This is a genomic window from Rubidibacter lacunae KORDI 51-2, assembly GCF_000473895.1.
Classification (GTDB): Bacteria; Cyanobacteriota; Cyanobacteriia; order Cyanobacteriales; family Rubidibacteraceae; genus Rubidibacter; species Rubidibacter lacunae.
In genome coordinates, this window is the sequence record NZ_ASSJ01000046.1 from 21,787 (window position 1) to 34,017 (window position 12,231).

Genomic DNA, 12,231 nt, shown 5'->3' on the forward strand with positions numbered 1-12,231 from the left:
ACTGCATGGGATGTTAGCGCTTGGCACGTCTAGCTAATAGCACCGGTTGGCGGGGGAGATAGCTCAAACCACAGAAGACTTCGACATCACTACTCCACTTAAGCCGGGAGCGCATCAGGAATCGGATGTCATCTCAGACTCATCATCCTGGGAGAAATGCAGTACTGGCAAGCGATCGCCTCGTAACAACTCCTCACATGCCTCGCCGAATCCAACGCATGCTTGCCCGACCGACCGACCGACCGTCAACCCCACCAAAACTGGGGCTGTCATCAAGCCAAGCAAGATTTCAGTTGGGAGTGGCGGACGTCGTAAGCTCATAGATTTAAACAATATGCACCGAAAATTAAATAGAGCCTGACAATTACCCGTTCGTCAATGATAATAACAAGCCTGACTCGGCAAACGGCCTGAAAACAGTAATTAGTTTGTTGAAAATCACAATAAACTTTCACCCCCCCAATGTTGGCTAAGGAGTTGCTTTAGGTCGTGGAGCATGACATGACATCAACGGATTTGCGATTGCTGCCGGCACTAAAGAATTTAATTCGTAGCAAGAGTTTGCGAAACCGCGAATTCAGATCGACCGGAGTACCGGCTTTGAGGTGGAGTTGGTATCGTTGGCTCTCGACCGGCAAGTGAAGAGCTGGCTTGCGAGCTGAGGGAAAACGCCCTTAAGAGGTGGATTTCGCCACGCGGACGCAATCGAGTCCGCGCGGCGTCCGTTTCAAATGTGCTTGACGATTGTCTTCTGCCATACATCTTGCTGGTGTTCGCCGATGCAAGTGTCGAGCATCCGGCGGTCGTTGACGCTGAGGCTGCTGAGACGATGGTAGCCTTCCAAACCGATCGCTGCTGCGTCCTCTCCCGCGGCCAACGCAACGGGAGCAAATGCAATCGCGTAGGGATGGGATTCGTTGCTATATGGGTCGATTACCGTCAGCGAGAGTTGGCGCGTGCCAACCCGACCGTAGAAGCAACTGAACTCCGAACGCGGATAATAGAAAGTACCGAGGAGATAGTTATTACGCGCCTCAAATACGAAATACTCCTGCCCGATCTCGTCAGGTTGCTCGACACTCCCGTATATGTAGGTACCGTTGGGGATTCCCGGTGTCGGAATCGTCTCCGGCCGGGCATTGGCGACGGCTGAGGGCAGCATCGCGAGTGTTGCAAGCACCAACCGCAGCCCCCAGCCTTGCGCGGCCGCTTGCCATGAGCGCGCCGAATTCCATGTCAGTTGCTTTGCTGTTTGCTGTTGGGTTGCTCGTGCAATTGCCATGGACCCTTGTCTCCCGATGCGCCGCACATTAACAGTCACTACGCATATGTTCTTAACGCGCAATATCATTCCAGCGAGTCCGACGAACGGACTAATTTGCCTTCTGCTAATTGGAATAATTGCGACTGGCGCAGCACCGATCTCTCTTTCTTTTACATTAAGGCCGTGCCGAGCGCCTTGCTACTATCTGTGACAGTTCTTTGTTTGATATGGCGCACATCTTGCATCGATCGCGACTGCCAGCGTGCCTGTCCCAGCTCGCTGCATCACTGCGCCATACCTCTCAAATTAAGGACGCGATCGCCAGCTGGCAATTGATTCACCAACATAACTGAATTTTTCTCAAGTTTGCATCCCTCTGGCCAGGGCTCGGATGCGGTGCGGGCAACAATTTAAGAAGTGTATTTTTCGAACAGTTACGACAGTCAACCCGTACTGCACCCAAATGCCCGCAGGGCTCTTAATAGTTCGGGCAGAGACGGTTGCAATTATGAACCAAAATTGTAAAAAAACATAAACATGCTTGATATCGGATTTGCGTAAATCTTGCTGTACCTGAATCTTCACTTCAGATGAGGATGCTGCAGGAATTGCTGCAATCCGACTCGGATCGCGAGCTGGGGGATTTGGTACGAGAAATTTATCGCGATTATCGACGTAACTGGCAGGATCGGTTCTGCACTGGCACGGCGACTGGCCTCGACTGCCGCGCGTCTGTCACCGATTTCCAGGACCAGCGATCGCTTCACTGCTCAAAAAATTGAGTTTTTCGGCTCGAAAAGCCCAACTTTGCCTCCCGACCGACATCACCTACCCCGAGCAAGCGGCACCTCGATCGAGTGATACCGAATCAAAGAAGTTTCGCGACAGATAGAGCGTCGAGAATGAAGTCATAGCCTGTGAGCGCAGCCACAACCTCTGGGGTGAGTTCCTCGAGTAGCTGCACGAGCTTGCTCTCCAGTTGCTCCAAGTCCTCAAACACCTCCCAGCGCAAGTCTCGCTTCAGGTGCTGCCACACCCGCTCGGTGGGATTAAGTTCCGGACAGTACGGCGGCTGGAATAACAGCATCACGTTCTCTGGGAGCTCCAGACTCTTAACCGTATGCAGGCGACCGTTGTCCACGTGTAGGAAGAGAAAGTAATCTGGATAAGTTTTCGACCTTCAAGCAGGTAAGCCGCCTTAGCTGCCGGCAAAGTTGTTACCAAACGCCCTCTTGGAGCACTTGACCGAAGCTGACTCGATTATTGCCAGGCAAGAGCGCGCCAACGCATCGCGCGCGCTCGTCAGCCGATACTATTTGGTTGCTGCAGGCTTGTCAGTCGAAGGCTGAGTTGCTACGGGAGGGGCTACTGCAAGCTCATCTGCCGCGGTTACCACGGGCTCGTCCAGCGGCAGCCCGAGGACTTCCTTGTACATGCGCACATACTCTACTGCCGACTTTTCCCAGCTGAAGTTTTGGCGCATACCGCGTTGTTGCAGCCGCTGCCATTTATCGGGGAAGCGATAAGCTTCGGACGCGCGGACCATTGCCGTGTAGAAATCCAGCGGCTCGTAGCGATCGAAGCAATAACCAGTTCCCGAATCCGTTGCCGGATTATTATGCGAGACAGTATCGACCAAACCGCCCGTCTGGCGAACGATCGGCACGCAGCCATAGCGCATAGCCATCATCTGCGAGATCCCGCAGGGCTCGAAGCGCGAGGGCATCAAGAAAGCATCGCAACCCGCATAAACCCGTCGCGAAAGCGCATCGTTATACAGCAGCTGTACCGACATGCGACCGGGGAAACGCCCGGCCATCTCCCACAACTGGGTCTCGTAGTAGCGATCGCCCGTTCCGAGCACGATCAGCTGCGAGTTGGTGAAGCCCAAGAACTGTGGAAGCATCTGCACGATGAGATCGAGTCCTTTCTGTTCGACTAAGCGCGAGACGATTCCCATCAAAAATGCGCCGCGGTTGATTTCCAGACCGACCTCTTCTTGAAGGGCAATCTTATTGGGCGCGCGCCGCTCGATCGTATCGACCCCGAAGGGCTCCATGATGTATCGGTCTTTTTCGGGGTTGTAGCGTTCGGTGTCGATCCCGTTAACTATGCCGCGCATCTTCCCGCTAATAAATGAAAGTAACCCTTCTAAGGTTTCACCGTAGGCAGGCGTTTTAATCTGTTCGGCATAGGTGGGCGAGACCGTGTTCACGAGATCGGCGAATTGCACGGCTGCAGCCATCGTGTTGTGCCCTTGCATATACCACGGACACCAGGTCATCTGTTCCAGGCGCCAGCGCCAGGGTCCTTGGTAGGCGAGGTTGTGGATGGTGTAGATCGTGGAAATATCTGGAGATTGGTGCATCCACACCGGCAGCATACCGGTGTGCCAATCGTGGCAGTGCAAGATGTCGGGCTTCCATTCGTAATTCCAAACGAACTCCGCCGCGCCGTTGGCAAAAAGGGTAAACCGCCAGTCTTCATCTTCCCCGTAGTAAACGCGGCGTTGGGAAAAAGACGGATGCCCGAAGAGATAAAGCGGGACGTCTGTACCGGGTAAAACCGCCTGGAAGACCTGGAAGGTTTGGAACATGGCGTTGCCGACCCAAACTGGCTTGTCCGGAACCTCCATCTTGTCCGGCAAAAAGCCGTAATAGGGCATGAAGATGCGAACGTCGTATCCGAGTTTGCGGAGGACCTTCGGCAATGCACCGACAACATCGCCCATACCGCCGACCTTGGCGAGGGGTGCGGCTTCGGCCGCAACGAAGAGAATGCGCACCATAATGCTTTTTTTGGCTGACTGGCTGAACCGACAACTATGAAGGGAACGTTCCCCTACCTTTAGCAGAGTCTATACGGCGACCGGCCCGTTCGTATACCAAAGGGCGATCGCAAATGCGATCCCGAGCAAGTTCGACTTGGATGAAAGTACCTCAAACCGGAGCGGTCCCTGCTACTCAGCCGCGTCGCATGGCAAACCCGACCGGTCTAAATTTCTTAACGGGAGCCTGACCGCGCCAGATCAAATAGGGACGATCGCGATGTCTAACGCTCGATAATGGACTTGAAGGCAAAGTGCGGCAGTACGAGCATCCGCCGCCAGCGCCACGGCTCGCGGTAGAGACGGTAGAGCCATTCGAGATGAATGTTGCTCATCCACCCAGGCGCACGCGACTTCGCCCCTGCCCAGATATCGAAGCTGCCACCAACGCCGATCCAGGTCGCGGACGGACAAAGGTGTCGGTGGCGAACGATCCAGGATTCCTGACGCGGCACGCCAAGCCCGACCAAAATCAGGCGCGGTTGGCGAGCGCGGAGGTCCTCCAGAAACTCGGCTTGCCGCTCGGAAGCGATGTAACCGTGTTGGACGCCGATCTCGAGTTGCGGGTACTGTTGCTGCCAGTAGCGCGCTGCTGCCGCTGCCCGACCGGGCATTCCGCCGTAAAAGAAGACAGAATGAGGTGCAGGTAAACGCGCCAATCGCGCGACAGCTTCGGCAGCCAGCTCGATGCCGGCGCAGCGCGCTTGCAGAATGCCGCGCAAGCGCAAGTAGAACACCACGCCCGAACCGTCGGGAATGACAAGATCCGCTTGCCGAATTGCCGCTGCTAGCTCGGAATTCTGTCGAGCGAGCATTGCCATCTCGGAGTTCAGCGTCACTACGTGGGTGCCGGCACTGGCTTCCATCCGCTCTTGTAGCCACCCAGCAAAATCGTCGCACAGGTGGATTGGAAGCCCTAGGACCGAAGCCTGGACTGGCTCAACCGTATCGGTCAACTCCGGGAGCGATTGTTTTGATTGTTTCTGAGCGCGTACCACTCTTACGTCATTCCTAAATATATTTAAAGTCTGCAATTGTTTACTCGATCCAGCGACGGACAGTCCCACACAAAGGTTGCAGTAGTCGCTCCAATTGCCCGCACGGATAGTATGTTATTTCCAATTCCGACAATAACCACAGTATCAGACTTTTCCGTAGCCGAGCCAACTGAAACAAAGACACACGAAAGACGCTTCGCAGTTGCCACCAAGAAACCTAAATTTTATCGGTATGGTTTATCCAAACTTTTGGGTGGTTCGATTCAGTGCCTCTAGGCATTCTGAGGCAGTTGCGTTCGGACAAACTTAGCTTGCACCACTCGCGCTCAACCGGATTGGACGCGATCCATGTTGGCGTGCTGGCACGGGCAAGACAATTTCGCTAGTCGGAGTGCTCGCGATCGCAGTTGAGGGTGTCAAAATAGAAGGCGATTGCGCACGGGCTGCTCGAACTCACCATAGTGAAAGCAGCAGCACCTGTCAGAATCTTCTCTTCTTCAAAACCATTGACAACCGATCGGTAAATAATACCCTTAGTACGCGATTGCGTTATACATGCAAGTTCCTTCTCCAAGCGTCATGTCAGAAGTACAGATAACCGCCGCCGAGGTGTCCGGACTCGCACCGACTTTGACAGTTGCAACCTTCGAAGTAAGAGGTATGAAGTGTGCGGGGTGCGTCAGTGCTGTCGAGCGACAAATTGCGCAGCAACCTGGGGTCGTATCGGCAGCCGTCAATTTGGTGACAGCTTCGGCTGTGGTTCAGTACGATTCCCATCTCGGCAATCCGCAACAAATTGCCGACAAGCTGACTGCGACCGGATTTACAACACAGCCGCGAAGGAGTGACGGTTCGGACGAGCGCACCGATCCAGCAGTGCGTCGCGCTGCCGAACGACGCCAGCAGGCACGTCAGCTCGCGATCGCGGCAGCGCTGATCGGACTGTCGGCGATCGGCCACCTCAAGCATTGGGGCGGTCCAGAAATTCCCGTGTTGAGCAATATCTGGGCTCATTGGGGCTTGGCGACGCTAGCATTCCTCGGTCCCGGTCGCGCGATCGTGGTCGACGGCGCGCGCAGTCTCTGGCACGGATTGCCGAATATGAACGCGCTGGTGGGCTTGGGGACGACGAGTGCGTATTTGGCCAGCTGCGTGGCACTGGTGCTGCCCGGGCTCGGTTGGGACTGTTTTTTCGACGAACCCGTGATGCTGCTGGGCTTCATTTTGCTGGGACGCACCTTAGAAAGTCGAGCGCGCGGGCGGGCGTCGGCAGCACTGGAGGCGCTGCTATCGCTCCAGCCACCGGCCGCACAACTGGTCAACCAGCCCGATCCAAGCGTGCCGGCACTGCCGGTGCCGGTAGGACAAGTGCGGGCCGGCGACTGGGTCCGCATCTTGCCCGGCGAGAAGATTCCTGTCGATGGCGATCTTGCCTCCGGGCAAACAACCGTCGATGAGTCGATGCTGACGGGCGAGCCGATGCCGATCGCTAAGGGGCCGGGCGATCGCCTGGCAGCCGGGACACTGAATCAATCGGGGGCGATCGTCGTGCGGGCGACGCAGGTCGGAGGCGACACGACGCTGGCGAAGATCGTCGCGGCCGTGGAAGACGCGCAGGTGCGCAAAGCGCCGGTTCAGCAACTTGCCGACGCGGTTGCAGGGTATTTTGCCTACGGTGTCATGGCAATCGCTGCCCTGACATTCGGATTTTGGTATCTCTTCGGCACGCGCGTGTGGAGCGATGCGATCGCTGCCGGGCCGTTGGCAGACGTTGCTTCGCCGTTGCTGCTGAGTTTGCGGTTGGCGATCGCGGTGTTGGTGGTGGCGTGTCCCTGTGCGTTGGGACTGGCAACGCCGACGGCGATCTTGGTCGGCACGAGCTTGGGAGCCCAGCGCGGATTGTTGATCAAAGGCGGCGACGTGTTGGAGCGCGTGCGGCACCTCAACTCAATTGCTTTCGATAAAACCGGCACGCTGACGGAAGGGCGACCGACGGTAACGGACGTCGTCGTTGATGGCATGGAGATCGGCGACAATGCAGAGCGCGATCGGGTGCTGCAGCTGGCAGCAATCGCTGAAAGTGGGACGCATCATCCACTGGCCGCCGCGATCGTGGCAGCAGCGACCGAACGCAACCTCAAAATCTCCGGCGGTGCGGAGTTTTATACAGAAGCCGGCGCGGGGGTCGCGGCCACCGCGAGTGACCAGCGCGCTTGCGTCGGCACGGCAGATTGGCTGCAGTCCAGGGGCATCCCGATCGCACCTCACCTAGAGGCACGGGTGCGAGAGCTGGCGGCAGCTGGCAAGACGATCGCCTACGTAGCAGCAGACGGCGAAGCCATTGGCGCCATTGCTTTAGAAGATCGCTTGCGTCCCGATGCCAAGGCAACGATCGCGCGGTTGCAAGCGGCAGGACTGAAAACGCTTTTGCTGACTGGCGATACACCTGCAGCTGCCCGAATGATCGCCGCACAAGCCGGCATCGACCCCGAAAACACGATTGCGGGTCTGCGTCCGGCAGAGAAAGCCGAGCACATCCGAAACTGGCAAGCCGATGGCACGACCGTTGCGATGGTAGGCGACGGCATCAACGACGCTCCTGCACTGGCGCAAGCCGAGATCGGCATTGCCCTCAAAAATGGCACGGACGTTGCTATCGAAACAGCTGCAATCGTGTTGATGCGCGATCGCTTAACGGACGTAGTAGCAGCAATAGAACTGAGTCGGGCAACTCTAGGCAAGATCCGGCAAAACCTGTTTTGGGCGCTCGGCTATAACGCCATTGCCATTCCAGCAGCAGCAGGTGTTTTCCTCCCTCAATTCCATATCGCCCTGGGTCCGGCAGCAGCAGGCGGCTTTATGGCGTTCAGCTCTGTCATGGTCGTGACGAACTCCCTGTTGTTGAGGCGTTGGCGTCCGAACTCGAAGGATTGATTTAACTTCGTAACGATCGCGTGGCGATTGTATTGCAGTTTACGGTAATGGAGTCCGTCCAAAATAGCAGGGAATTGCAAACTTTTGCCCCTAGTCGCGATTCCTAGATGTTCGTTAGAGTCTGCTTAGTTAGATCGCACGACCTAGGAGTTTTTGCCCGATGTCTATTGCAAACCGCTTCATTGCTAGCACGACAGCGCTGGCCTTCTCTGCAGGCGCAGCGGCGATCGCGCTGACTCCACAACCGGCTAACGCGCACCCTTTCCGCAACCAAACTCGCTCAACCTACAACACGGGTTACGACTCGAATCCCTTCGGACAAGCGACATATCGCCAGCCGGCTTACACAAACGTTCCGAATACGAATGACACGCGCTACGATTCGGGTTACGTCACCTTCGGCTCTCGGGATAACACTGCGTTTACCAACTCCCGCGCGCGCAACGCGACGATTCCTGCTGGCGTTACGATCCCCGTCCGCTACGCCGAAGCCGAGAAGATCCTCGTCACGCCCGAAGAAACCCTGCCGCTGACGCTGAGCGTTGCCGCGAACATTCGCGATCGCCGCGGTTCGGTACTAATTCCTGCGGGCAGCAGCATCGTCGGGGAAATCGTACCGGCTGGTGGCGGATCGCAATTTGTCGCCCGCGAGCTGATCTTTGCCGACACCGGTCGCGCGCAGGCAATCTACGGCAGTTCCCAAATCGTCACGCGTACAGAAACCATTCGCGAGGGCGCGAAAACTGCTGAAATTTTAGGCGGGGCAGCGGCTGGAGCAGCTGCGGCAGCAATTATTGCCGGCGTGACCGGCAACAGCAATGCGGGTGTCTTTGAAGTATTGGGCGGTGCAGGCGGTGGTGCGCTAACCGGTTGGCTGATCGGTCGCGATCGCGCCGAGCTGATCTCGATCGACCCCAACCGCGACTTAGACGTGATCTTGCAGTCGCGCCTATCTTTGAGTCGCTAGGTCGAGTTGCGATCGCAAGACATCTCGATAAACTTGATGGGATGTCTCTGCCCCTTACCCTCCATGTCCGTTGCTTTGATTACAGGTGCTTCCTCTGGGATCGGTATGGCGTTTGCTCGCGCGCTCGCGCAACGCCAAACCGATCTCGTTTTATTAGCGCGGCGTAAAGAACGCTTGCAGTCCCTCGCAATGGAACTGCGCGATCGCTACTCGATCCGCGTCGAGTTCCTCGTTCAAGATCTAACAGCTCCCGATGCCGTCGATTGTGTCGAACGCGGGATCGCGACCCTGGACTTACCCATCGATCTACTCGTTAACAACGCGGGATTTGGCGACTACAGTCCATTCGAGCAGGGCGATCGCGCCAAGCTCTTGCAAATGATTCAACTCAACGTGATGGCGCTGACGGATCTAACCTACCGCTTTCTACCATCGATGCTGGCGCGGCATTCTGGAGGCATCATCAACGTCGGGTCCACCGCGAGCTACGTCCCGCTGCCGTATATGGCTGTTTATTCAGCAACTAAATCCTTCGTACTCAGCTTTAGCGAGGCACTTTGGGCGGAAACCCACGATCGCGGGGTCAAGGTTCTGGCATTGTGTCCGGGCCCAACAGCAACGGATTTTTTCAAAATAGCGGGTATGCCAACTGATGGCGATATGGTTAAACCTTTGAGTTTTGCCACCCCCGAACAGGTCGTTGAAGAAGCTCTGCGAGCTTACGATCGCGGTCGCGCGGCGATCGTCGCGGGCGGCATTGGCAACCAAATGCTCTGTGCCGCACCGCGCTTTGTGCCGAACGAATTTCTGCTCAAGGGCGTTGCCGGGTTGTTCCGACCCCCCGAGGTATCCGAACGAACCTAGCAAGCGGTTAGCGATCGAGATCGGGACGTACGCCGACAGTAAGGTCGGATCTTATTTGGAATAGCGCGATCGCGTTTCCACAGGCGATCGCACTGTTACTTTTTCTTTTTGGCGGTCTTGCGGGTCTTTGCTTTTTCCTTCTGTTTGGCCAGTTTCTCAGTTCGCTTAGCAGCATCGGCTTTGCGCTTTGCCTCTAGTCGGGCTTGCTCTTTTTCCTGTTCGACTTTTTCGAGATAGTAGTGGTAGTCGCCTTTGTAGACGACGAGTTCGCCGTCGCGGATCTCGACGATTTTGTTCGCCACCTTCGAGATAAAGTAGCGATCGTGGGAGACGATCAGCGCCGTACCTTCATACATCTGAAGTGCGTTTTCTAGTGTCTCTTTCGCTGGGATGTCTAAGTGGTTCGTCGGCTCGTCGAGAACGAGCAAATTAACTGGAGTCAGCAGCATTTTTGCAAGCGCCAACCGTGCTTTTTCACCGCCACTGAGGGCAGCAACGGGTTTGGCAACCGTATCGCCGCTAAACAAAAACTTGCCCAGCATCGCCCGAAGGTCCTCGTATTTCCAATCGGGAGCAGCGTCCTGCAGCGTTTGGAGAACGGTGAGATCGAGGTCGAGGGCCTCGGATTGGTTTTGTTCGAAATAACCGGGAATGACAGTGTGGGCTCCCAAGGCAACCGTGCCGTCCGTTGGCTGCTCGATGCCGACGATCAGACGTAAAAGTGTCGATTTGCCAGCACCATTCGGTCCGAGGAAGGCAATGCGATCGCCGCGCTCGACGAACAAGTTTGCCCCGAGGAACAACACCTTATCGCCGATCTCATAGGTCAGATCCTCAACCTTCACGACCTCCAATCCACTGCGCGGAGCGGGTGGAAATCGGAAATTCAGTACCTTCACGTCACCGTCTGGTGCCTCAATCCGCTCGATCTTTTCAAGCTGTTTCTCGCGGCTTTTCGCTTGGGTACTGCGCGTGGCACTGGCCCGGAAACGCTCGACAAACGCTTGTTGCTTGGCAATTTCGGACTGTTGGCGTTCGTAGGCGCTTAACTGGGCTTCGCGATTGAGCTGCTTCTGTTCCAAATAGCTCGAATAGTTACCCAAATACGTTGTTGACACGCCGCGCTCGGTTTCGACGATCTGCGTGCAGATCCGGTCGAGAAACTCTCGATCGTGCGAGACAATGACCATAGGCAACGACAACTGCTTGAGATACCCTTCCAGCCACTCAATGGTTTCGAGGTCGAGGTGGTTGGTCGGCTCGTCCAACAGCAAGACGTCCGGCGCTTGTAGAATCGTCTTGCCCAAGCACATGCGCATTTGCCAGCCACCGCTAAAACTGCTGACCAATGCTTGGCTGTCGTCGGGCTCGAAGCCGATATCGGCAAGCAACCGACTAACCCGCGCGTCAAGACCGTAGCCGTCTAGGGACTCAAACTGATGCTGTAAGCGATCGAGTTCGTGGATGAGCCGTTCGAGTTCGTCAGGGGCGGCAGATGCCATTGCACCTTGCACCCGCGCGAGTTCGTGTTGTACGCGATTGGCTTCGGTAAATACCGTCCACAATTCTTCGTGTGTCGTACGTCCTGGCTCTACATCGAATTCTTGGTTGAGGTGAGCAATCCGCAGTGATGCCGGTCGCACGACCTGTCCGGTAGTCGGTTCTTCAACGCCCATTACGATCTTCAGTTGCGTTGTTTTCCCGGCACCATTGACGCCGACGAGTCCTACGCGATCGCCTGCTTTTACCTCCCAATTAACGTCGCGCAAGACTTCCCCTGTAGGGTAAATCTTGCTAACATTTTCGAGCCTGATTACCGTCACGTTCGATCGCTCCAGCCGCACACCACGTTCATCTTAGGACCTCAATCGAACTTCAGTAAGGTTCACTCGCCAGCGATCGCGTCATGCTTTCAGCCGACCCTTCGCAATCGGATCCGATGCATTGACTCGTGGGGCAGGCGATCCGGCGGTCATTCGCCTGACTATCAATCGACATTGACATCCCATCGCTCTGATGTGTGGCGATTACTCGCGCTGGAATCTGACGCCAAACAACGCGCTCATGACTAACTACACACCCGTTCCAAGAGGGGATTGCGCGGTCTCTTCGGGGGCCGGGTTTGTTCTGCCGCCGCCAGGATTTGCAGGGCTGCAGTGGGTTCAACCGTACGATGCCGATCCACGAAAATGCCGACCTGTGCTTGTGACTCGCACGCCGCGGGCGCACCAGCAAATTCACCGCACCATCCCCACCTCCGATCGCCCCCTCGGTAATTTCTGCACGACGCTGGTGAACGCACTCGTCGGTTTCGATCGGGCGACTGGCGAAGCGGCAAGCAATCAAGCAGTTGTGACATCCTCTCGACGCTGATGCT

General features: G+C 56.3%; 10 protein-coding genes. 4 read left to right on the forward strand and 6 right to left on the reverse strand.

What is annotated here, in order from left to right; translation table 11 throughout:
- Positions 1-114 precede the first annotated feature (114 nt).
- The 5 genes from KR51_RS18220 to KR51_RS07850 form a co-directional block, all read right to left on the reverse strand.
- Positions 115-321 carry a hypothetical protein gene (locus tag KR51_RS18220; RefSeq protein ID WP_022606545.1) on the reverse strand — a complete coding sequence of 69 codons (207 nt, stop codon included), beginning with the start codon at positions 319-321 and terminating at the stop codon, positions 115-117.
- 406 nt (positions 322-727) lie between these two features.
- Positions 728-1,282, reverse strand: a complete 555-nt coding sequence (locus KR51_RS07830; RefSeq protein WP_022606546.1) for a hypothetical protein — start codon at positions 1,280-1,282, stop codon at positions 728-730.
- Between the two features lie 850 nt (positions 1,283-2,132).
- Positions 2,133-2,405, reverse strand: coding sequence for a transposase (locus KR51_RS07840; RefSeq protein WP_040655611.1), 273 nt, complete (start codon positions 2,403-2,405; stop codon positions 2,133-2,135).
- Between the two features lie 171 nt (positions 2,406-2,576).
- A complete protein-coding gene (gene glgA / locus KR51_RS07845; protein ID WP_051358122.1) occupies positions 2,577-4,049 on the reverse strand; it encodes a glycogen synthase GlgA in 1,473 nt (490 codons plus the stop codon).
- A 266-nt stretch (positions 4,050-4,315) separates the two neighbouring features.
- Positions 4,316-5,089 carry a WecB/TagA/CpsF family glycosyltransferase gene (locus tag KR51_RS07850; RefSeq protein WP_022606548.1) on the reverse strand — a complete coding sequence of 258 codons (774 nt, stop codon included), beginning with the start codon at positions 5,087-5,089 and terminating at the stop codon, positions 4,316-4,318.
- A 579-nt stretch (positions 5,090-5,668) separates the two neighbouring features.
- On the opposite strand from KR51_RS07850, the gene KR51_RS07855 reads away from it, so the two are divergent.
- The 3 genes from KR51_RS07855 to KR51_RS07865 all read left to right on the forward strand — a co-directional run bounded on the left by KR51_RS07855 (position 5,669) and on the right by KR51_RS07865 (position 9,854).
- Positions 5,669-8,023 (forward strand): heavy metal translocating P-type ATPase, encoded by a 2,355-nt coding sequence (locus tag KR51_RS07855; protein WP_022606549.1) that lies wholly within the window; start codon positions 5,669-5,671, stop codon positions 8,021-8,023.
- A 160-nt stretch (positions 8,024-8,183) separates the two neighbouring features.
- Positions 8,184-8,990, forward strand: a complete 807-nt coding sequence (locus KR51_RS07860; protein ID WP_022606550.1) for a hypothetical protein — start codon at positions 8,184-8,186, stop codon at positions 8,988-8,990.
- 63 nt (positions 8,991-9,053) lie between these two features.
- A complete protein-coding gene (locus KR51_RS07865) occupies positions 9,054-9,854 on the forward strand; it encodes an SDR family NAD(P)-dependent oxidoreductase (RefSeq protein ID WP_022606551.1) in 801 nt (266 codons plus the stop codon).
- 95 nt (positions 9,855-9,949) lie between these two features.
- On the opposite strand, the gene KR51_RS07870 is transcribed toward KR51_RS07865, so the two are convergent.
- A complete protein-coding gene (locus KR51_RS07870; RefSeq protein ID WP_022606552.1) occupies positions 9,950-11,677 on the reverse strand; it encodes an ABC transporter ATP-binding protein in 1,728 nt (575 codons plus the stop codon).
- 376 nt (positions 11,678-12,053) lie between these two features.
- On the opposite strand from KR51_RS07870, the gene KR51_RS19485 reads away from it, so the two are divergent.
- Positions 12,054-12,227 carry a hypothetical protein gene (locus KR51_RS19485; protein ID WP_232214563.1) on the forward strand — a complete coding sequence of 58 codons (174 nt, stop codon included), beginning with the start codon at positions 12,054-12,056 and terminating at the stop codon, positions 12,225-12,227.
- Positions 12,228-12,231 lie beyond the last annotated feature (4 nt).

Coding starts and splice junctions, on each gene's coding strand:
- KR51_RS07865 (WP_022606551.1), top strand. CDS start 9,054: ATGTCCGTTGCTTTGATTACAGGTGCTTCCTCTGGGATCGGTATGGCG.
- KR51_RS07830 (WP_022606546.1), bottom strand. CDS start 1,282: ATGGCAATTGCACGAGCAACCCAACAGCAAACAGCAAAGCAACTGACA.
- KR51_RS07855 (WP_022606549.1), top strand. CDS start 5,669: ATGTCAGAAGTACAGATAACCGCCGCCGAGGTGTCCGGACTCGCACCG.
- KR51_RS07860 (WP_022606550.1), top strand. CDS start 8,184: ATGTCTATTGCAAACCGCTTCATTGCTAGCACGACAGCGCTGGCCTTC.
- KR51_RS18220 (WP_022606545.1), bottom strand. CDS start 321: ATGAGCTTACGACGTCCGCCACTCCCAACTGAAATCTTGCTTGGCTTG.